The sequence below is a fragment of the Faecalibacterium duncaniae genome, from assembly GCF_010509575.1.
Classification (GTDB): Bacteria; Bacillota; Clostridia; order Oscillospirales; family Ruminococcaceae; genus Faecalibacterium; species Faecalibacterium duncaniae.
The window spans coordinates 1,470,537-1,491,261 of sequence record NZ_CP048437.1; the positions used below are offsets into that span (position 1 = coordinate 1,470,537).

Below are 20,725 nucleotides of genomic sequence, written 5' to 3' on the forward strand. Positions count from 1 at the left end.
TATCTGATTTTGTGCTTCACAGAAGAACAATTTAAGGTTAAAGTATGACTTATGAACTAAAAATGAACAAAAAACCTCCCGGACCTCTCCCAATTTGAGAAAGGCTCTGCTATAATAATTTTTGTCGTGTAAAAAAGCCTTTTGGATAAAGGAGAAGTTATGATCAAAAATATCGAGTTGGAGAAGGGTGCATACCAGTTTGATGCCAAGATGCCCCTTCGCCAGGCCATCCCGCTGGGCCTGCAGCATGTATTTGCCATGTTCGTGGGCAACCTGACCCCGCTTCTTATCATCACCAGTGCCTGCGGCATTGCAGGCGGTGAGTTTGCTGACCTGCAGGTCAGCCTGCTGCAGAACGCCATGTTCGTGGCCGGTGTGGTCACGCTGGTGCAGCTGTTCTCCATCGGCCCTGTGGGCGGCCAGGTCCCCATCATCATGGGAACCAGCTCCGGCTTCCTGGGCGTGTTCAACAGTGTGGCTGCTTCCATGGGCGGCGGCGTGCTGGCCTACGGTGCCATCATGGGCGCTTCCATCCTGGGCGGCCTGTTTGAGACTGTGCTGGGCTTCTTCCTCAAGCCCCTGCGCAAGTTCTTCCCCTCGGTGGTCACCGGCACGGTGGTGCTGTCCATCGGTCTATCCCTGATCTCCGTGGGTGTCAACTCCTTCGGCGGCGGCAACGCAGCCAAGGACTTCGGTTCCGCGGAAAACCTGCTGCTGGCCGTGTTCGTGCTGGTGGTGATCCTGTTCTTCAAGCATTGGACCACGGGCTTTCTGAGCTCCTCCTCCATCCTCATCGGCATTGTGGCGGGCTATCTGGCAGCCTTTATCATGGGCTTTGTCCTGCCCACCACCGGTGTCACTGCCGAGGGTGTGGAGTTCACCAAGGCATGGGTGCTGAACTGGAGCAAGGTGGCACAGGCCGACTGGTTTGCCATCCCCAAGCTGGTTCCCGTCAAGATCATTTTTGATATGCGCGCCATCCTGCCTGTGCTGATCATGTTCATCGTCACCGCTGTGGAGACCGTGGGCGATATCTCCGGCGTGATGGAGGGCGGCATGAGCCGTGAGGCCACCGATAAGGAGCTGTCCGGCGGTGTCATCTGCGATGGCCTGGGCTCTTCCTTTGCCGCCTGCTTCGGCGTTCTGCCCAACACCTCCTTCAGCCAGAACGTGGGTCTGGTCTCCATGACCAAGGTCGTCAACCGCGGTGCACTGGCTACCGGTGCCATCTTCCTGATCCTCTGCGGCCTGATCCCCAAGCTGGGCGCACTGGTCTCCATCATGCCGCAGGCCGTTCTGGGCGGTGCTGCCGTGATGATGTTCTCTTCCATCGTGGTGTCCGGCATCCAGCTCATTACCAAGGAAAAGATGACCCCGCGCACCCTGACCATCGTTTCCGTTGCACTGGGCGTGGGCTACGGCATGGGTGCCAATGCCAGCATCCTGGCACACACCCCCCAGTTCTTCCAGCTGATCTGCGGCGAGAGCGGCATCGTGCCCGCAGCCTTTGTGGCCATTGTGCTGAACGTGCTGCTGCCCAAGGACGATAAGGCCGTATAAACCTCTCAGTCACCTTCGGTGACAGCTCCCCTGACAGGGGAGCCAAGAAGTGCCCTTGCCTCTCCTGTCAGGTGACGCACCATTGCGCTGCAATGGCGGAGAGCTCCTCCAGAACTTCCGGCGTATCTGCATCCAGCAGTTCTTCCCGCCGCTGGGCGTAAACGATCTGTACCTGCTCAGGGTGAGCCTTGAGCACAACACTGCCGCCCTTGCCCTCGGGCAGGGTGCGCAGAGCGGGAAAATATCCGCATCCAAACAGAACGGGACTTCCGACAACAGTGTCCGGGCCATCTGCGGCCCGGGCTCCCAGCCGGAAGATCGCCCGCTCTGTTTCTTTTTGTGTCTGGGCAAAAGCAGTGATCAGGGCTTCCAGCGTCTCCCGCTGCAGCAGGGGCTGATCTCCGGGCAGGAAGATGCAGCCTGCAAGATTGGGGCATTGCTCCAGCAGCGCCTCCAGCCCCAGCCGAACAGTGTCGTTCCGGCCCGGCAGGCTGTGGAGCAGGCAGGGAACGGCCTGTGCATCACACAGGGCCTTTACCTTGGCAGAGCGGGTCACGACCACCCGGGCGGCAAGGGCAGGGGTGGCGGTGACCTCCAGCGCCCGGAAGAGCAGGGGGCGGCCCCCGAAATCGGCCAGCAGCTTGTTGGAGCCGAACCGCCGGGCCAGCCCCGATGCCATGATGACGCATCCCACCGAAGGGAGGGCGTTTTTTCTGCACAACTCTGCCATAAAATCTTTCCTCCTGAACCTGCCGGATCTGCGGCAGTCTTTCCAGTGGCATTATAAGGGATTTTGTGATAAAATAAAAGTAGCAATCGAAAAAAGAGAGGTACTGCGTATGATGACGATCCGGGAATACAAACGGGCCGAAAGCCTCGAGGAAGCCTGGCAGCTCAACCAGAAGCGAAACAATCGGGTCATCGGCGGCATGATCTGGCTCAAGATGGAGAATATCAATGTCGGCACCGCCATCGACCTGTCGGGCCTTGGGCTGGACAAAATTGAGGAAACGGCCGAGGGCTTTTCCATCGGGGCCATGGTGCCCCTGCGGCAGATCGAGCTCCACGAGGGGCTCAATGCCTACACGGAGGGCGCTGTGCGGGAATCTGTGCGCCACATTGTGGGCGTGCAGCTGCGCAACCTTGCCACCGTGGGCGGCAGCATTTACAGCCGTTTTGGCTTTTCCGATGTTCTGACCATGTTCCTGGCCCTGAACGCTTCGGTGGAGCTCTACAAGGGCGGCATCGTACCGCTTTCGGAGTATGCTCAGCGCCCGTACGACAGGGATATCCTGGTACGGGTCATCGTGCCGAAAGAGCAGGCAGCGTTCTGCTATCAGTCGGTGCGCAACAGCCAGACGGATTTTCCGGTGCTGACCTGTGCCGCCGCGAAAACGGCCGGGGGCTTCCGGCTTGCCATTGGTGCCCGGCCTGGCAAGGCAGTGCTGTATACCCTGCAGCCCAATGCCGCCGAAACGCCGGAGTTGACCGCCGCCCGCTTTGCCGCTGAGGTGCGGGCAAACATCCGGACGGAGAGCAACATGCGCGGCAGTGCGGAATACCGCAATCATCTGGCCGGGGTGCTGGTTAAGCGCGCTGTGCTGAAATTGGAAGGGAACAGGTGAGACAAGATGCAGGTGAATATTATTCTGAACGGAACCAAAGTCACGGCAGAGGCCGCACCGGACACCCTGCTCATCGATTTTGTCCGCGCACACGGCTGTTACAGTGTCAAGCGCGGCTGCGAGACCTCCAACTGCGGCCTGTGCACCGTCTTTCTGGATGATGTGCCGGTGCTGTCCTGCTCTGTGCTGGCCGCCCGTGCCGACGGCCACAGGGTGACCACGCTGGAGGGCCTGCAGGAGGAGGCTGCTGAGTTCGGTGCTTTTATCGCCGATCAGGGTGCAGAGCAGTGCGGCTTCTGCAACCCGGGCTTTATTATGAACGCCCTCGCCCTCTTCCGGGAAAAGGAATACCCCACTGAGGAGGAGATCAAGGAATATCTCGCGGGCAACCTCTGCCGCTGCTCCGGCTACGAGGGCCAGCTGCGGGGCATCCAGAATTTCCTCGCCTGGAAAAAAGCAAAACAGGAGGGTGCCGAATGAAAAACGTCAACAAAGCATTCCGCAAAAAGGATGCCATGCAGCTTGTGACCGGCAAGCCCGTTTACATGGATGATTTGGCCCCGGCAGACTGCCTGATCGTCAAGCTGTACCGCTCGCCCCATGCCAACGCCATGGTGGAGCGCATTGACACGTCCGTGGCCAAAAAGGTGCCCGGCATCGAGGCCATCTTCACCTGGGAGGATGTGGATCAGAACGCCCGCCGCTACACGCAGGCCGGCCAGACCTACCCCGAAGCCAGCCCCTACGACCGCCTGGTCATTGACCGCCACGTCCGCTTTGTGGGGGACGTGGTGGCCATTGTGGTGGGCAAGGATGAGAAGTGTGTCGAGAAGGCCATGAAGCTCATCAAGGTGGAGTATCAGGTGCTGGAGCCGGTGCTGGATTTCCACACTGCGAAGGACAACCCCATCCTTGTCCACCCGGAGGACAACTGGGAGAGCCTGAGCCCCGTGGGTGCCGACAACAAGCGCAACCTCTGTGCCCACGATGCGTGCGGCGACGGCGACATCGATGCTGTGCTGGCAAAGTGCGATGTTGTCATCGACCGTGTCTACCACACCAAGGCTTGTCAGCAGGCCATGATGGAGACCTTCCGCACCTGCTGCTGGATGGACCTGTACGGACGGCTGAACATCCTCAGCTCGACCCAGATCGTGTTCCACACCCGCCGCAATGTGGCAAACGCCCTGCACATCCCCAAATCCATGATCCGCGTCATCAAGCCCCGCATCGGCGGCGGCTTTGGTGCCAAGCAGACGGCGGTCTCGGCCATCTATCCGGCCTTTGTTACCTGGAAGACCAAGAAGCCCTGCAAGCTGATCTTCACCCGCGAAGAGAGCCAGACCGCATCTTCGCCCCGCCACGAGATGGAGATGCACGTCCGTCTGGGTGCCACCAAGGACGGCATCGTGAAGGGCATCGACCTCTACACCCTGTCCAACACCGGTGCCTACGGCGAGCACGGCCCCACAACGGTGGGCCTTTCCGGCCACAAGTCCATCCCGCTGTACGGCAAGGCCGAAGCCTTCCGTTTTGTCAGCGACGTGGTCTACACCAACCACATGTCTGCCGGTGCGTACCGCGGCTATGGTGCGACCCAGGGCCTGTTTGCAGTGGAATCTGCCGTCAACGAGCTGGCCGCCAGACTTCACATGGACCCCTTCAAGATCCGTGAAATGAACATCGTCAAAGAGGGCGATGTAATGCCCGCCTATTACGGCGCTGTGAACACCAGCTGCGCGCTGGACCGCTGCCTGAAAAAAGTCCACGAGATGATCGACTGGGACAACAAGTACCCTGTGCGCGACCTTGGCAATGGCAAGGTGCGCGCCGTGGGTATGGGCATGGCCATGCAGGGCTCCGGCATTTCCGGCATGGATGTGGGCAGTGCAACCCTCAAGGTAAACGATGACGGTTTCTACTCCCTCATCATCGGCGCTGCCGATATGGGCACCGGCTGTGACACCACGCTGGCTCAGATCGCCGCCGAGGTGCTGGACTGTGACCTGGACAATATCACCGTCTTTGGCGCGGATACCGACACCTCGCCCTATGATTCCGGCTCCTACGCTTCCTCTACCACCTATGTCACCGGCAAGGCAGTGGAGAAGTGCGCCCTGCGGCTGCGCGGCCAGATCTGCAAGCTGGGCGCGGAGCTGCTCCAGACGACCGAAGATGCCGTGGATTTTGACGGCAAGTTCGTCTCCCTGAACGCAGACCCGGAGAAGAGGGTCTCTCTCTCTGAGGTGGCCTTCGCCTCCCAGTTCGGCCACATGGTGCCGCTGGAGATCACCGAGACCCACACCTCGCCCCTTTCGCCCCCGCCCTACATGGTCGGTGCAGCTGAAATTGAGCTGGATAAGGAGACTGGCGAGGTCAAGGTGGTGGATTATGCCGCCTGCGTGGACTGCGGCACCCCCATCAACCCCAACCTGACCCGTGTGCAGGCCGAGGGCGGCATCCTGCAGGGCATTGGCATGGCTCTGACCGAGAACATCACCTACGATGCCAAGGGTTGGCCGATGGAGAACTCCTTTATGCAGTATAAGATCCCCGCCCGTGTGGACATCGGCCACATCCGGGTGGAGTTTGAGAGCAGCTACGAGCCCAACGGCCCGTTTGGTGCAAAATCCATCGGTGAGGTGGTCATCAACACCCCGCTGCCCGCCATCGCGGATGCCATCTACAATGCCATCGGCACCCGCTTCTATGAGCTGCCCATCACCCCGGAGCAGGTCGCCATGGCGGTGGAAGAAAACCGCTGATGCTTTCGGAAAAACAATTTCCGTTTCTGGCAGAAAAGGGCCATGTAGTCTCGCTGGTGGGCGGCGGCGGAAAAACCACCCTGCTCTATGCCTTTGCCCGGCATTGTGCCGCCAAAGGCTGGCGGGTGCTGGTGAGCACCACCACCCACATCCGGCAGCCGGGGGAGAATTATGCCGCAGATGAAGCCGCTCTTGCGTCCCTCTGGGCAGCAGGGCGATATGCCGTGGCCGGTGTCCCGGCAGAGCAGGGCAAGCTGACCGCCCTGCCGCCGGAGCAGTTGACCTGCTGGATGGCACAGGCGGATATGGTTCTTCTGGAAGCGGACGGTGCAAAACGGATGCCCTGCAAAGTTCCGGCGGCCCATGAACCGGTGCTGCTGCCGGAAAGCGATATCGTGCTGGCCGTGGCCGGGTTGTCCGCGCTGGGCAGACCTCTGCGGGAGGTCTGCTTCCGGCTGGAGCAGGCCTGCGCCCTGCTGGGCGCTGCCCCCGAAACGCTTCTGACCCCGGAGCTGCTGGCAAGGCTGCTGGCCAGCGAGAAGGGAGGACGAAAACTGGTAGGGAACCGCCGTTTTTCTGTGGTGCTCAATCAGGCGGATGCCCCCGCCCGCATTGTCGCAGGCGAACAGACCCTCGCGCTCTTGCACGAAAAATATGAGGTGCAGGGCGTGTTGGCTTATTTTGATGAAAGAGAGCGTGCATGAAATGGCAGAACAAGGCCCCATTGTCTTCTGCACCGGCGGCGGATGCACCGCCAAGCTGGGTGCCGGGGTACTGAGCCGCATTCTGGAAAAGCTGCCCCGGGGCGAAAAAGATCCCGACCTTCTGGTTGGCTACGACAGCCGGGACGATGCTGCCGTCTACCGCATTACAGAGGACATTGCTCTGGTGCAGACGGTGGATTTCTTCCCGCCGATGGTCGATGACCCCTATACCTTCGGGCAGATCGCCGCGGCCAATGCCCTGAGCGATGTCTACGCCATGGGCGGTGAGGTCAAAACGGCACTGAATCTCGTCTGCTTCCCCGAGAGCATGGATCTGAACGTGTTGGGGGAGATCCTGCGCGGCGGTGCCGAAAAGGTGGCCGAAGCCGGGGGTACGCTGGCGGGTGGGCACTCCATTGCCGATACCGGCGTGAAGTACGGCCTGTCGGTGACCGGTCTTGTAGACCCGCACCGCCTGACGGCCAACGATACCGGCCGCCCGGGCGACAAGCTTCTTCTGACCAAGGCGCTTGGCGTGGGGCTGATCTGCACCGCCAACCGGGTGGGCGAAGCCGCTCCGGAGCAGATGGAAGCCGCCGTCCGTTCCATGACCACCCTGAACAAAACGGCGGCAGAGATCGCACGCAGGTACGAGGTGCACGCCGCCACGGATGTGACCGGGTTCAGCTTCCTGGGCCATCTGCACGAGATGATGGGGGAGAAGCTCTCCTGCGTCATTGATGCCCATGCGGTGCCGGTGCTGCCCGGTGCGTGGGAGGCCGCAGATGCCTGCCTGTACACCGCCGCCGGTCAGCGCAACCGCAACCACACCGGGCCCTTTGTCCGGTTTGAGAAAGTGCCCTTCCCGATGGAAGAGATCCTGTTTGATCCCCAGACCTCCGGCGGCCTGCTGTTTGCCGTGGCCCCGCAGGATGCCGCTGCCCTGGAAGCAGAGCTGCAGGCGGCGGGTCTGCCCGCAAAAATCGTGGGCACCATTGGGGAAAAGCAGACACCGGAGATTACAGTAACATACGAATGAGGGAGGAACAACCGATGATCAAGATCGATGCCCGTGGAGATGCCTGTCCGCTGCCCGTGGTCAAGGCCAAAAAGGCCATTGCAGAGCTGCACGGCCCCGGCGAGGTGGAAGTGCTGGTGGACAATGAGATCGCTGTCCAGAACCTGACCAAGATGGCCCAGCAGAAGGGCTATCTGTCCAGCTCCGAAAAACTGGCCGAGCAGGAATACCGTGTCCGCTTTACCATCAAGGACACGCCTGCTGCGGAAACCGCTGTGCCGGGCAAGGTGAAACAGCAGGCAGAAGCGGAAACCTGCATCCCGGATGCCCGCACCGATACAGTGGTGGTCATCGCGTCCGACAAGATGGGGGAGGGGGCCGAGGAGCTGGGCAAGACCCTGCTCAAGGCCTTCGTGTTTTCCCTGACCCAGCAGGACAAGCTGCCCAAGACGATCCTCTTCTATAACGGCGGCGCGTCCCTGACCTGTGAGGGTTCGCCCATGCTGGAAGACCTGAAGGCACTGGAAGCTGAGGGCGTGGAGATCCTGACCTGCGGCACCTGCCTGAACTACTACGGCATAACGGAAAAGCTGGCCGTGGGCGGCGTGACCAATATGTATGTCATCGCTGAAAAGATGCTGAACGCCGGGAACGTGGTCAAGCCGTGATCTACCTTGACAACGCCGCAACCACCTTGTACAAGCCCCCGGAGGTGGGGCAGGCAATGCTGGATGCGTTGCAGACAGCGGGCAACCCGGGCCGTGGAGCCCATGCGCCCACCCTGCACGCCTCCCGCATCGTCTACGAGACCCGGGAAGCGCTGGCCCAGCTCTTCCACGCCGAAGGCCCGGCCTGCATCGCCTTTGCATCCAATGCGACCCAGGCGCTGAACACGGCCATCAACGGGCTCTTTGGCCCGGGGGATCATGTCATCACTACGGTCTGTGAGCACAATTCCGTCCTGCGGCCCCTCTACCGCCTCCAAAGGCAGGGGGGTGAGGTGAGTTTTGTGGATGTGGACGCAAACGGTGTGCTCTGCTATGCGCAGTTTGAGCAGCTGCTCCGTCCAAACACCAGGGGAGTGGTTGTGACCGGTGCTTCCAATGTCACCGGAAACCGCACGGACCTGGCGTTCGTATCCGCTTTTGCAAAAAAGCACGGCCTGTTGTTTCTCGTGGATGCCGCCCAGACAGCGGGTGCCATGCCGGTGGATGTGCAGGCCCTGGGGATCGATGTGCTCTGCTTTACCGGGCACAAGGCGCTGCTGGGCCCGCAGGGCACCGGCGGGCTGTATGTCCGGCCCGGGCTGCAGGTTGCCCCCCTTGTGGTGGGCGGCAGCGGAGTCCACAGCTTTGATGAACGCCACCCCGTCGAAATGCCCACTGCTTTGGAAGCCGGAACGCTGAATGTGCCGGGGATCGCCGGGCTGGGGGCCGGGGTGCGCTGGCTCCTGACACAGGGCGTGGAAGCGTTGGAAACAAAAGAAAATGCGCTTGCACGCCTGTTTTACGAAACTGTCCGGGAAATTCCCGGTGTGCGGCTTTATGGTGACTTCACTGCGCCGCGTGCGCCCATCGTCTCACTGAACCTGGCGGGCGAGGATTCCGCCCGGGTGGCGGATGCGCTCTGGGAAGAGTACGGCATCTGTGTGCGGGCCGGTGCGCACTGTGCTCCGCTGATGCACAAGGCGCTGGGCACCGTGGAGCAGGGTGTGGTGCGGTTCAGCTTCTCCCACACCAACACCCGGGAGGAGGCGCTTGCCGCTGCCCGTGCGGTGCGCAGCCTGGCGGAGGAATAAATAATGCGTGCAAAGAGACCCTATATCGTGTTATCCTTCCGCACCACAGTGGAAGCGATGGCATGGGAAAAACACTGCGAAGCGGAACGCATCCCCGGGCGGCTCATTCCGCTGCCCCGGGAGCTCTCTGCCGGGTGCGGCCTTGCGTGGCGGATGCCGCCCGAGGACTGGCAGCTGTGGCAGAGCCGCATCGACCCCGCTGCCTATGATGCCGCAGCGGTGGTAGAACAATAACAAATAAAGGAGAATTGGATGGGAAACCGTTCTTTTTTCAATGCACTCCATGACCGGGAGGGGGATTTTCTGCTGGCCACGGTGCTGGAAGGCCCGTCGCAGGGGGAACGTGTCCTGCTGCGGAACACAGCACCGGTCTGGCCGGAGAAACTGCCTGCGTTCTGGGGGGAGCATCTGCCTGCCCTGGCGGCTGTGACCTCCAGTGGAATTCTGAAATCAGCCGGACATCGCATCTTTGTGGAACGCTTTGGCGCGGCTCCGCGGCTTGTGGTCTGCGGCGGCGGCCATGTGGGCGCGTCGGTGGTGCGGCTGGCAAAGCTGCTGGGCCTGCCGGTCACAGCGCTGGAGGACCGCCCCGAGTTTGCGGAGGAGCTGCGTCAGGCCGGGGCCGATGCTGTGCTCTGCCTGCCCTTTACAGAGGGGCTTGCGCAGATCCCCGGCGGGCAGGAGACATACTTTGTGGTCGTGACCCGTGCCCACAGCTGTGATATTGCCTGCCTGCGTTCTATTCTGCAAAAGCCCGCCGCCTATGTGGGCATGATGGGCAGCCGGAAGCGTGCGGCTCTGGTGCACACACAACTGGCCGAGCTGGGGCTGCCGCAAGAGCGCATTGATGCCCTGCACGCGCCCATTGGGCTTTCCATTGGCGCAAAAACCGCACAGGAGATTGCACTTTCTATTCTTGCGGAGATCGTCTCCGTTAAAAACAGCCGCCAGCAGACCGAGGGCTTTTCCCCGGCGCTGCTGGCCGCGCTGGAACAGCAGACCGCCCCGGCGGTGCTGGCGACCATCGTAGGCCGCCATGGCTCCACGCCACGGGAGGAAGGCTCCAAGATGTTGGTCCTGCCCGATGGCTCTGCCGTGGGCAGCGTGGGCGGCGGCATCATGGAGTACCGCACCCAGCAGCTGGCGCGGGAATTGCTGGAGCCGGGGGCTGCCCCGTGCAGGCTGGCTGCCTTTACCACAGAGGGGGCCAGCGATGCCGCCGCCATTGCGGCCTGCGGCGGCTCCATGGAAGTCTTTTTGCAGCGTCTGGAACCGGAGGGATGAGCCATGAAGCGTGATGACCTGATCGTTGTCCGGGGCGGGGGAGACCTTGCCACCGGTGTTGTGCATCGGCTCTGGTCGGCTGGCCTGCGGGTGCTGGTGCTGGAGACGGCCCACCCCGCCGCCATCCGTCGGCAGGTGTCTCTCTGCGAGGCTGTTTACGAAGGCGAGACCGCTGTGGAAGGAATGCGGGGCATCCGGGTGGAGACGCTGGCGGATGCCGATGCCGTCTGGGCACAGAACGCAGTGCCGGTCCTGATAGACCCAACGGGTGCTTGCCTGCCGCAGGCAAGGCCAGCTGTTCTGGTGGATGCCATCATCGCAAAGAAAAATCTGGGCACCACCCGGGAGATGGCTCCGCTGACCATTGCCCTTGGCCCCGGCTTTGCGGCGGGGCAGGATGTGGACGTGGTGGTGGAGACCAAGCGCGGCCACAAGCTGGGCCGCATCATCCGGGAGGGATCTGCCGCACCCAACTCCGGCGTGCCGGGCATCATCGGTGGCTATGGTGCCGAGCGTGTGCTTCATGCACAGGCCGCGGGTATCTTCCGCAACCTGCATTCTATCGCTGATTTTGTGGAGGTGGGCGAGGCTGTGGCCGAGATCGAAACGCCGGACGGTCAGCGTCTGCCGGTGGTCACACAGATCTCCGGCATCCTGCGGGGGCTGCTGCGGGATGGCTACCCGGTGACCAAAGGGTTCAAGGTAGCTGATGTGGACCCCCGCCGCGCAGAGCTGGAAAACTGCTTCCTCATCTCGGATAAGGCCCGCTGCATTGCGGGCAGTGTGCTGGAACTGATTGCCGCAGAGTGCTGGAACTAAAAGAAACGGGACTGTTTTTGCAACAGCCCCGTTTCTTTGTTACTCTGTCAGTTTGGTGATGAGCATCTGATAGATCTCGTTGCCCTTGAGGATGAACTGCTTCTTGACCAGATCGGCACTCAGCCGGTCAGGCGTGCCGATGTCCAGACAAAACAGCTCCTGATCCAGTGCCTTGATGGTGCAGCGGATGGAGCAGTGGCCGTCCGGCTTTTCGGTGATGCGGGCGCTGTACTCGGCTTCCTTGCGGGTCCAGGTCTGGCTGCGCAGAACCGCCGCCACCGCGCGCTCCCGCACACTGCGGGGTAGGTCATAGGCAAGCTCCTGCGCGACCTTGCGTCCTTTTTCGGTGATGGAATAGCGATCTTCCTTCAGCGTGACCAGCTGCTGGCGGGTGATATCATCCAGACAGGAGCCGATCTCAAAATAGTTGACCAGCTGTTCTTCCATCAGCGCGTTCTCGATCTCCGTCCGGGTGATCGGCCCGGCATTCTTTACCAGATAACACAACAGCAACCGGATCTCCGTGCTGTCGGTCAGCCCGCCGGGACGAACACCGGCGGTAAAAGCATCGTTGGCGGCCATCGTTCTGCACATCCCCCTGTCATTTCAAATTGCTGCCCGGCACTGCCTCAGGGCAGGCCGTAAAGAATCACTTTCTTATAGTATAAAGGGTTTCAGACAGGATTGCAAGCCGCAACCGCAAAATCTGTTTCAATGCGCTTGCGGCTTTCGGGGGTGGAATACAGCCAGTGGTCGATATGCCCCTCGGTGATGAAATAGCGCAGGTCGAACCGGTGGCTCTGGCCCAGGCTGTGGTTGACGATGACCAGCTTGATCTTCATTTTATCGGGCAGGATGTTTTTGATGTAGACGCTCACCGCCTGCCCGGGGTGCAGGTCGGGGCAGGTCTCGGCAAGGCCGGCCAGATTGGGGGCGATCTCCACAAAGGTGCCGTATTCCTCCACGCTCCGCACAATGCCCACCACGGTCTCGCCCACGGTGAACCCGGCGGCGTTCTCCTCCCAGGTGCCCAGCAGCTCACGGATGGTCAGCACGAATCGCCCCTGCACATCCCGGCTTTTGATGGCGCACAGGATCTGCTGGCCCACACTCACCCGGTCGGCAGGGGAGGAGATGCGGCTGACCGACATGCAGTCGATGGGCAGCAGGGCGCTGATGCCGCACCCAACGTCACAAAAGGCACCAAACGGCTCGATGTGGGTCACAGTGCAGGGCAGGATGTCCCCGGGCTGTAAGGTGTCCAGATACTCTGCCTTGCACATCCGCTGTGCCTCAGCCCGGGAAAGCAGGTAGCAGGGCTGGCCGTTTTCCCCGGTCTCCATCCCTTCAATCACAAAGCAGGTGGGGCGGCCCACCCGCGTCAGCACCGCAATGTCCCGCACGGTGCCGCTCTCGGCCCCATCGGCACACTGACCAAAGGGCATCACGGCCTTTACCCCGCCCAGGTCGAACCGGAGCTGGCGCTGGGTGTCAAAGGCAAGGGCAGTGCTCTGTAAAATTTCGCGGCTGGCGATGGCGGCGCGCAGTTCTGCGGGGCTGAGCCGGTCTGCGGAACGGTAATTGCCTTCAGTACGAAATGTCTGCATCATGGTTTGTTCCTCTTTCTGTGTTATTTTAGCGTTTTCCGCTGCACGTCGGCACACAAAGCAGGTGTCGGCATTAAAACTCTATGCGCGGACAATTGCATTTTATACGAGTTTGGTTTATACTATATCTGTATGTGCGGCATGGAAACCTGCTGCACAGGGTACTGCCCCGCAAAGGGGCGGCAGGAGGGAAAGAAATATGGATATCGCAGTGGGAGATACCATCCAGACCCGCAAAAAACACCCGTGCGGAGCTTCCAGCTTCGAGGTGCTCCGGGTCGGTATGGATTTCAAGATCCGCTGCACGGGCTGCGGCCGTGAGGTCATGCTGCCCCGCGCGAAAATTGAAAAAAACATCAAGAAAGTGCTCAAGCCCGGCGCTGCCGAGTAACCATTGGGTCATGTAAGGAGAACTGCACAGTATGTCAAGACTGCTTTCCCAAATGGAGGCTGTCAGCCACCGGTTTGAAGAACTTTCCATCCGCCTGAACCAGCCGGAAACAGCGGCAGATCCCGCACTGTTCCGCCGCTTGATGCAGGAGTATCACGAGGCGGAACCTGTGGTGCAGGCCTATCAGGCCCTGACCACGGCGCAGGATCATCTTGCTCAGGCCAAAGCCCTGCTCGAGGGCGAGACCCTTGATCCGGACTTTAAGGAAATGGTACAGCAGGAGATCGGCGAAAAAAGTCAGGAAGTGGCGCAGCTGGAAAATAATCTTAAAATTTTGCTGCTGCCCAAGGATGTCAACGATGATAAAAGTGTCATCATGGAGCTGCGCGGCGGTGCGGGCGGCGAAGAAGCCGCGCTGTTTGCCCACAGCCTGATGCGGATGTACACCATGTACGTCCAGAGCAGGGGCTGGGAGCTGGAGGTGCTGAACCTCAACGAGACGGAGCTGGGCGGTGTCAAGGAAGCCATCCTTGCCGTGAACGGCGCAGGGGCCTATAACCGGCTCAAGTATGAGAGCGGGGTGCACCGTGTCCAACGTGTGCCCGAGACCGAAACGCAGGGCCGCATCCACACCTCCACGGCAACCGTGGCGGTGATGCCGCAGGCCGAAGAGGTGGATCTTGTCATCGACCCCAAGGATCTGCGCATCGATACCTTCCGCTCCTCGGGTGCGGGCGGCCAGCACATCAACAAAACGTCCAGCGCCATCCGGGTCACGCACATCCCAACCGGAATGGTGGTGGAGTGCCAGAACGAGCGCAGCCAGTTCCAGAATAAGGATAAGGCACTGGAGGTCCTGCGCAGCCGCCTGCTGGCCCAGAAGCAGAAGGAACAGCAGGATGCCATCAATGCCAACCGCGCGGGGCAGGTGGGAACCGGTGACCGCAGCGAGAAGATCCGGACTTACAACTTCCCGCAGGATCGCTGCACTGACCACCGCATTGGCCTGACGGTCCACAATCTGGATAAGATCATGGACGGCAATCTGGACGAGATCATTGATGCACTGGCAACCCATGAACAGGCTGAAAAACTGCGTCAGCTCAACGCACAGGCTGAATGATACTGCAGTGAAAAATAACATGCTTGCGTTGATTTGATGATTGAAAAGTATTTTTACTTTACAGATAGAAAGAACGATGAATCGCATGAAAATGAAAACTGAAATTTTACCTGCTGAGGGCGAAGCAATCGCCAAAGCGGCTGATCTGCTGCGCAGAGGGGAGCTGGTGGCCCTGCCCACCGAGACGGTCTACGGCATTGCCGCCGATGCACGCAACGGCGCGGCAGTCGCAAAGATCTTTGTGGCCAAGGGCCGCCCGCAGGACAACCCCCTGATCGTCCATGTCACCGGCCCGGAGATGCTGCCCGGCCTTGTCAGCGAGGTGCCTGAGCGTGCCCAGCTGCTGATGGCCGCGTTCTGCCCCGGCCCTCTGACCATCATCATGCCCCGCGGCCCGGAGGTGGCCGCGGAGTGCTGTGCCGGTCTGGACACGGTGGGCATCCGGATGCCCAGCCACCCGGTGGCACGGGCTGTCATTGCGCAGAGCGGCTGTGCCTTTGCGGCCCCCAGCGCGAACCTTTCCGGCAAGCCCAGCCCCACCAACGCACAGGATGTGTTCACCGATATGGATGGCCGTCTGCCCCTGATCCTGGATGGCGGCGAGTGCGATGTGGGTGTGGAGAGTACCGTGATCTCTGTGGTAGGCGAAAAGCCCACCTTGTTCCGCCCCGGCCATATCACGCTGGAAGATCTGGAGCGCGCTCTGGGTGAGGAGGTCGAGGTCTCCAAAGCCATCCTCGAAAAGCTGCCCGAGGGTGCTGTTGTCCGCAGCCCCGGCATGAAGTATAAGCATTACGCCCCTAAGGCAGATGTCACCCTGCTGGACGGCACCTTTGAGCAGTTCAAGGCCTATGTGGATGCCCATGCCGACCAGAACCCCAGCTGCCTCTGCTTTACCGGCGAGGCCGAAAAGCTCGGCTGGCCCTGCGTGGAGTATGGCAGGGAGGGCGATGGTGCCGATCAGGCAAAGCATATCTTCCGCAGCCTGCGCGCCCTGGATGAGCAGGGGGACGGGGTGGTCTATGCCCGCTGCCCCAAAAAGGACGGCCTGTCCATGGCGGTGTACAACCGCCTGATCCGTGCAGCAGCGTTCCGGGTGATCCAGCTATGATCACGCTTGGGATCACCGGCCGCAGCGGCTGCGGCAAATCGACCGTGACGGCGGTGTTTGCCGCCCATGGTGTCCCGCTGGTGGATGCTGACCAGATCTCCCGCGAGATCCTGCTGCCCGGTTCTCCGCTGCTGCCAGTGTTGGCCCAGCGGTTCGGGGCAGATATCCTGTATGCCGACGGCAGCCTGAATCGCCGCCTGCTGGCAGACCGCGCCTTTGCTGCGCCGGAAGGAAAGGCCGCTCTGGATTCTCTCGTGCTTCCGGAGATCATCCGGCGGGTCTGCAGATTGAAGCAGGCCGCCCGGGAAGCCGGAGCACCGCTTTTTGTGATAGACGGAGCCGTGATCGTGGGCACTGATGCGGAAAAAGAGTGCGACCACCTCTGCGTGGTCACTGCGCCCTTTGCCACCAGTGTGGCCCGCATTGCGGCCCGGGACGGTATCGCCCCGGAGATGGCGGCACGGCGGCTCAACGCCCAGACCCCGGAAGAGGTCCTGCTTGCCAGGGCCGATCTTGTCCTGCGCAACGATGCTGACCTTGCTTCGCTGGAAGCGGCGGCAGCGGCGCTCTGTGAGCAGCTGCAGGCTGAGGGTGCACGGAAAGGGGGCGCGGACACGTCGCTTTGAAAAAGTTTTTGAAAACGCTGGTGCTGCTCTTTCTGCTCTGTGTGGTCCTGCTGGCGCTGCCGCCGGTGCGCCGTCAGGTGGAACAGCGGCTCTACCCGCGGAAATACAACGACCTTGTGGAGCAGTACGCCGCCGAGTATGACCTTGACCCGCTGCTGGTCTATTCCTTCATCCGCACCGAGAGCGGCTTTGACCCGGGCGCAACTTCCAGTGTCGATGCGCGCGGCCTGATGCAGATGACAGAGGAGACCTTCCTCTGGCTCCGCAGTAAGCTGGGCCTGGGGGAGGAGGTTTCCTTTGGCAACCTGTACGACCCTGATGTGAGCATCCGCTTTGGATGCTATTACCTCCACCTCTGCCTGGTGCGTTACAACGGCGATATCTCCACGGCCGCCGCAGCCTACCACAGCGGGTGGGGCACTGTGGATGCCCTGCTTCAGAAGGAGGAACATTCAGAGGACGGGTTGACCCTGTCGGGTTTCCCCTATAACCAGATGCACCACTATGTGGAAAAGATCACCGCCTGCTATGCCAAGTACACCGAGCTGTACGGAGCCTGAGCAGGCTGCAAACCCGCTTGAACCGGCTTGCGCCGGTTTGAAATATTTAGGAATACCGAAAGAGAAAGGCAGGAGAAATTCTATGGCAGAAAAAACTCCGAACCAGCAGCTGGCTGAAAAGCTGCTCTATAAGCCTGCTTACGTCGCCGATAAGGACGCTGACGTGAAGCAGAAGGCCCACGACTTTGCCGAGGGCTACAAGAAGTTCCTGGATGCAGGCAAGACCGAGCGCGAGGTCGCCGCCGAGAGCGAGCAGATGCTCAAGGATGCAGGCTACCAGCAGTTCGACCCGAAAAAAACCTACAAGCCCGGCGACAAGATCTACTTTGTCCAGTGCAACAAGGCTGTGGTGGCTTCCACCATCGGTACCAAGAGCTTTGAGGATGGCTTCCATCTGGTCATTGCCCACACCGACAGCCCCCGTCTGGACCTGCGTCCCACCCCGCTGTATGAGTCTGACCACCTGAGCTACTTCAAGACCCATTACTACGGTGGTATCCGCAAGTATCAGTGGGGCACTATCCCTCTGTCCATCCACGGCGTGTTCACCCGTGAGGATGGCTCCACCGTCACCGTCCGTGTGGGCGAGGATGAGAACGATCCCGTCTTCTGCATCACCGACCTGTTGCCCCATCTGGGTGCCGAGCAGAACGCCCGTCCCCTGAAGGACGGCATCAAGGCTGAGGAGCTGAACATCCTCATCGGCTCCGATGCTGTTGATGACGAGAACGTCAAGGAAGCTGTCAAGCTGAACACCATGATCCTGCTCAACGAGAAGTACGGCATCACTGAGAAGGAGTTCATGCGCGCTGAGATCGAGATCACCCCGGCTTACAAGAGCCGCGACGTTGGCTTCGACCGCTCCATGGTGGGCGGCTATGGCCACGATGACCGTGTGGACGCTTATCCCGCACTGATGGCCGAGATCGAGACCAAGAACCCCGCTTACACCACTGTCTGCGTCCTGACCGATAAGGAAGAGATCGGCTCCGACGGCGTGACCGGTATGCAGAGCATGTACGCCTTCCACTTCATGCAGGAGCTCTGCCGTACCGCCGGTCAGGATGATATCCTGGCCTTCCGTCACAGCGTCTGCCTGTCCGCTGACGTGACCGCTGCCTACGATCCCACCTGGGCAAGTGCATTCGAGCCTATGAACGGCACTTATGCAGGCCGCGGCGTTGCCATCTTCAAGTACACCGGCGGCGGCAGCAAGGGCTCCGCAAGCGATGCCTGCGCTGAGCTGGTCAGTGATATTACCCGGATGCTGGACAACGGTAACGTTGCATGGCAGATCGGTGAGCTGGGCCGTCTGGATCTGGGCGGCGGCGGTACCATCGCCAAGTATGTCGCAAACCGCGGCATCCCCGTGCTGGATATCGGTGTGCCTGTGCTGTCCATGCACGCTCCCTTCGAGGTCATCCATAAGAACGACCTGTACATGGCTTACCGTGCCTTCTCCCTGTTCAACAACGCACAGTAAGCGCGATCCAGAATGAATGCCCCGGCAGGTTTTGCGCCCGCCGGGGCATTTTTGCGCTATTTTTTGAAAAATGCTTGACCTTCAACCGACTTTATGGTGTAGTGTAAGGGCGGAGGTGAAGCAAATGAACATCAAACAGGCTGCGGAACAGAGTGGAGTTTCCAGCCCCAACATCCGCTTCTACGAAAAAGAAGGGCTGATGACCCCTGCCCGTAACCGGGGCAATGCCTACCGGGATTACACCGCCGGGGATATCCGGACCCTGAAACTGATCCGGATGCTTCGGATGCTGGATATGCCGCTGCCCGTAATACAGAGGGTCCTCAACGGGGAACAGCCGCTGAGCGAAGCACTTCAGGCACAGCAGGCGGTACTGGAGCAGCAGGCGGCACAGCTGGCGGGTGCGATCCGCTTTTGCGCAGAGCTGACCCAACAGACTCCTCAGGTGGATCAGCTGGATGTGGACGACTGCCTGAAACGGATGCAGGACCCGCAGGAGCCGGGCAGATTTTTCTCCGGCTGGCTCAGGGATTACCGTACCGTGGCAGAAAACGAACAGAAAAAACGCTTTTTCATCGTATCGGAACAGTCCATCAATACCCCGGAGGATTTTGCAGCCGTGCTGCTGCGCTATGGGGAAGCTCAAGGGAGCCCCGTCTGCATCACAAAAGGGGGAATGTACCCGGAGTTTGAGTGGCACGGTATCCGGTATAAGGCATGGCGCGGGCAGGGCCGCTATTGCGATTCTATCTGCTGCGAAGCACTCTTCCCGGAATCTCTCAAAACGGGACTGCCGCTCAGGCGGGAACGCCTGCTGCGCTGGCTACAGCGGCTGCTCCCTGTGGCAGTGGCCGCTATGGTGCTGGGAACACTTGCTCTACGCGGCAGAATGTGAACCCCTGATCCCGATACCACTGGATGATGTCCGGCAGCGCCTCGGCGGTGGTGCGGGTGGTGGCAGAATCATGCATCAGAACGATGCACTGGGTCTGCTCGCCGGTCTCACGCACCACATTCCGGTAGATGGTTCCGGCACTGGGCTTGCCGCCCACGGCATCCTCAGCGCAGACATTCCAGTCTACATAGGCATATCCCTTCTCGGCACACTGCTGTTTCAGCTCGGCCATCACACCGCGCCCGCCGTAGCGGCGGCTGACCGTGTTGGTGCTGCCGCCCGGAAAGCGCAGGTAATGCAGAGAAGCTGTGTTGACATAGGGCGAGATGCGCTCTTTCAACAGGGTGATATCCTGCCAGTAAGCATCTGCACTCTGGTAGATGTCACTGTATTCATGGGAAGCAGAATGCAGCGCGATCTGGTGGCCTGCTGCCGCTGCATCCGCAATGAGCGGCAGGTACTTTTCATTGTAGCCCGTGGCCACCACAAAAAAGGTGGCCTTGACCCCGGCGGCGTTCAGCGCATCCAGAACCGCCGGGGTCGTTTTGCTGGGGCCATCATCGAAGGTCAGGCAGACCCATTTCTCCGGCACCGGCTCCTCCTGCGGCAATGAGCTTGCAGGGGCTGCCTCCGGAGCAGGGGAGACAAAGCCGGTATCCGGTACCGGGGTCAGGTCGCTTTCCTGGCAGCCGGGCCCCACCGGCACAGCAAAGAACAGCCCCAGCCCAAAGCCTGCCGCTGCGCCCGCCAGAAGCAGAGCTGCCCCGCGAAATAAAAACTTCCCGTTTGCTCTCAGCCATGAAACCATCTCCCAAACCTCCTTGACAAATCGCATTGGATCTGCAGTATCTCTTATAGGATATGACCCGCTGAAAATTTGTAGAATACAAAAGCAGGCAGAGGAATTGACATTTCCCGCAAAAATTGATAAACTAAATAAGTTCTCCATGCAGGAGTGGCGGAATGGCAGACGCGCTGGTTTTAGGCACCAGTTCCCAGTGAGTGAGGGTTCAAGTCCCTTCTCCTGCATACACAAAACGGCAGGCCCTTGGATAGAATCCGGGCCTGCCGTTTTGTTTGTGGCTTTGGTTGGAAAGCATAAGAAAAGCCCACGATCTATCGCTAGACCGTGGGATTTCTTTTATGCGAGGGAGGGGACTCGAACCCCCAAGGATAAACCACACGCACCTCAAACGTGCGCGTCTGCCAGTTCCGCCACCCTCGCACAACTATAAAATTGTTGCAATCCTGGATTTCTGAGGCTTGAAACCGTTGTTGCGGACTGCTTGAATATACTACCACATTACCCCGGGAAAGTCAAGCGATTTTGATAGAAATTTCCTCGTTTCATATTCG

The 20,725-nt window shown here is 60.4% G+C and carries 22 protein-coding genes and 2 tRNA genes; 19 read left to right on the top strand and 5 right to left on the bottom strand.

From position 1 onward, the window contains the following. Positions 1-159 precede the first annotated feature (159 nt). Positions 160-1,560, top strand: coding sequence for a uracil-xanthine permease family protein (locus GXM22_RS07090; protein WP_005932756.1), 1,401 nt, complete (start codon positions 160-162; stop codon positions 1,558-1,560). Positions 1,561-1,627: 67 nt separating this feature from the next. Here the strand turns inward: GXM22_RS07090 and GXM22_RS07095 are convergent, their stop codons facing one another. Continuing rightward, the gene (locus tag GXM22_RS07095) at positions 1,628-2,290 is read right to left on the bottom strand and encodes a nucleotidyltransferase family protein (RefSeq protein ID WP_035394055.1); all 663 of its coding nucleotides are present in this window, start codon (positions 2,288-2,290) and stop codon (positions 1,628-1,630) included. A gap of 109 nt (positions 2,291-2,399) precedes the next feature. On the opposite strand from GXM22_RS07095, the gene GXM22_RS07100 reads away from it, so the two are divergent. Genes GXM22_RS07100 through yqeB form a run of 10 tightly spaced genes read left to right on the top strand, consistent with a single transcriptional unit; the run spans position 2,400 to position 11,573 of the window. Beyond that, positions 2,400-3,185 carry an FAD binding domain-containing protein gene (locus GXM22_RS07100; RefSeq protein ID WP_099357193.1) on the top strand — a complete coding sequence of 262 codons (786 nt, stop codon included), beginning with the start codon at positions 2,400-2,402 and terminating at the stop codon, positions 3,183-3,185. Positions 3,186-3,191: 6 nt separating this feature from the next. Beyond that, positions 3,192-3,665, top strand: a complete 474-nt coding sequence (locus tag GXM22_RS07105) for a (2Fe-2S)-binding protein (protein WP_005932760.1) — start codon at positions 3,192-3,194, stop codon at positions 3,663-3,665. Continuing rightward, positions 3,662-5,950 carry a xanthine dehydrogenase family protein molybdopterin-binding subunit gene (locus GXM22_RS07110; RefSeq protein ID WP_005932761.1) on the top strand — a complete coding sequence of 763 codons (2,289 nt, stop codon included), beginning with the start codon at positions 3,662-3,664 and terminating at the stop codon, positions 5,948-5,950. Before GXM22_RS07105 ends, GXM22_RS07110 begins: the two co-directional genes overlap by 4 nt. After that, positions 5,950-6,654, top strand: a complete 705-nt coding sequence (yqeC, locus tag GXM22_RS07115; RefSeq protein ID WP_005932762.1) for a selenium cofactor biosynthesis protein YqeC — start codon at positions 5,950-5,952, stop codon at positions 6,652-6,654. The genes GXM22_RS07110 and yqeC overlap by 1 nt, the downstream gene beginning before the upstream one ends. Position 6,655: 1 nt before the next feature. Next, positions 6,656-7,693, top strand: a complete 1,038-nt coding sequence (gene selD / locus GXM22_RS07120; RefSeq protein ID WP_035394059.1) for a selenide, water dikinase SelD — start codon at positions 6,656-6,658, stop codon at positions 7,691-7,693. Positions 7,694-7,707: 14 nt separating this feature from the next. After that, positions 7,708-8,340 carry a sulfurtransferase-like selenium metabolism protein YedF gene (gene yedF / locus GXM22_RS07125; RefSeq protein ID WP_035394061.1) on the top strand — a complete coding sequence of 211 codons (633 nt, stop codon included), beginning with the start codon at positions 7,708-7,710 and terminating at the stop codon, positions 8,338-8,340. Beyond that, on the top strand, positions 8,337-9,470 hold the full coding sequence (locus tag GXM22_RS07130; protein ID WP_099357192.1) for an aminotransferase class V-fold PLP-dependent enzyme: 1,134 nt from the start codon (positions 8,337-8,339) through the stop codon (positions 9,468-9,470). The genes yedF and GXM22_RS07130 overlap by 4 nt, the downstream gene beginning before the upstream one ends. A 3-nt stretch (positions 9,471-9,473) precedes the next feature. Next, positions 9,474-9,704: a putative Se/S carrier protein gene (locus GXM22_RS07135; RefSeq protein ID WP_005932773.1), complete on the top strand. Its 231-nt coding sequence runs from the start codon at positions 9,474-9,476 to the stop codon at positions 9,702-9,704. Between the two features lie 18 nt (positions 9,705-9,722). Continuing rightward, positions 9,723-10,754: an XdhC family protein gene (locus GXM22_RS07140; RefSeq protein ID WP_099357191.1), complete on the top strand. Its 1,032-nt coding sequence runs from the start codon at positions 9,723-9,725 to the stop codon at positions 10,752-10,754. A 3-nt stretch (positions 10,755-10,757) separates the two neighbouring features. Further along, positions 10,758-11,573, top strand: coding sequence for a selenium-dependent molybdenum cofactor biosynthesis protein YqeB (gene yqeB, locus GXM22_RS07145; RefSeq protein WP_005932776.1), 816 nt, complete (start codon positions 10,758-10,760; stop codon positions 11,571-11,573). A 39-nt stretch (positions 11,574-11,612) separates the two neighbouring features. On the opposite strand, the gene GXM22_RS07150 is transcribed toward yqeB, so the two are convergent. Together GXM22_RS07150 and GXM22_RS07155 are read right to left on the bottom strand one after the other, a co-directional pair. Further along, positions 11,613-12,167 carry a DUF4364 family protein gene (locus tag GXM22_RS07150; protein ID WP_242651572.1) on the bottom strand — a complete coding sequence of 185 codons (555 nt, stop codon included), beginning with the start codon at positions 12,165-12,167 and terminating at the stop codon, positions 11,613-11,615. An 80-nt stretch (positions 12,168-12,247) separates the two neighbouring features. Continuing rightward, complete coding sequence (locus GXM22_RS07155) at positions 12,248-13,183, bottom strand: S1 RNA-binding domain-containing protein (RefSeq protein ID WP_005932778.1); 936 nt, start codon at positions 13,181-13,183, stop codon at positions 12,248-12,250. Between the two features lie 196 nt (positions 13,184-13,379). On the opposite strand from GXM22_RS07155, the gene GXM22_RS07160 reads away from it, so the two are divergent. The 7 genes from GXM22_RS07160 to GXM22_RS07190 all read left to right on the top strand — a co-directional run bounded on the left by GXM22_RS07160 (position 13,380) and on the right by GXM22_RS07190 (position 19,369). Further along, positions 13,380-13,571, top strand: a complete 192-nt coding sequence (locus GXM22_RS07160; RefSeq protein WP_005932779.1) for a DUF951 domain-containing protein — start codon at positions 13,380-13,382, stop codon at positions 13,569-13,571. Between the two features lie 31 nt (positions 13,572-13,602). Next, positions 13,603-14,694, top strand: a complete 1,092-nt coding sequence (prfA, locus tag GXM22_RS07165) for a peptide chain release factor 1 (protein WP_035394063.1) — start codon at positions 13,603-13,605, stop codon at positions 14,692-14,694. Positions 14,695-14,779: 85 nt separating this feature from the next. Beyond that, positions 14,780-15,805 (top strand): L-threonylcarbamoyladenylate synthase, encoded by a 1,026-nt coding sequence (locus tag GXM22_RS07170; RefSeq protein WP_223454101.1) that lies wholly within the window; start codon positions 14,780-14,782, stop codon positions 15,803-15,805. Further along, entirely contained in the window at positions 15,802-16,431 is a 630-nt protein-coding gene (gene coaE, locus GXM22_RS07175; protein ID WP_005932782.1) for a dephospho-CoA kinase, read from the top strand. The genes GXM22_RS07170 and coaE overlap by 4 nt, the downstream gene beginning before the upstream one ends. Next, on the top strand, positions 16,428-16,991 hold the full coding sequence (locus tag GXM22_RS07180; RefSeq protein ID WP_005932783.1) for a lytic transglycosylase domain-containing protein: 564 nt from the start codon (positions 16,428-16,430) through the stop codon (positions 16,989-16,991). The genes coaE and GXM22_RS07180 overlap by 4 nt, the downstream gene beginning before the upstream one ends. 82 nt (positions 16,992-17,073) lie before the next feature. Further along, positions 17,074-18,474 (top strand): aminopeptidase, encoded by a 1,401-nt coding sequence (locus tag GXM22_RS07185; protein WP_005932785.1) that lies wholly within the window; start codon positions 17,074-17,076, stop codon positions 18,472-18,474. 124 nt (positions 18,475-18,598) lie between these two features. Then, positions 18,599-19,369 (top strand): MerR family transcriptional regulator, encoded by a 771-nt coding sequence (locus GXM22_RS07190; RefSeq protein WP_099357190.1) that lies wholly within the window; start codon positions 18,599-18,601, stop codon positions 19,367-19,369. Here the strand turns inward: GXM22_RS07190 and GXM22_RS07195 are convergent. After that, positions 19,329-20,177, bottom strand: coding sequence for a polysaccharide deacetylase family protein (locus GXM22_RS07195; protein ID WP_099357189.1), 849 nt, complete (start codon positions 20,175-20,177; stop codon positions 19,329-19,331). The genes GXM22_RS07190 and GXM22_RS07195 overlap by 41 nt on opposite strands. 141 nt (positions 20,178-20,318) lie before the next feature. On the opposite strand from GXM22_RS07195, the gene GXM22_RS07200 reads away from it, so the two are divergent. Further along, positions 20,319-20,398: transfer RNA gene (locus tag GXM22_RS07200), tRNA-Leu, on the top strand. A gap of 115 nt (positions 20,399-20,513) precedes the next feature. Here GXM22_RS07200 and GXM22_RS07205 read toward each other — a convergent pair. Beyond that, a tRNA-Leu gene (locus tag GXM22_RS07205) sits at positions 20,514-20,594 on the bottom strand. Positions 20,595-20,725: the final 131 nt, after the last annotated feature.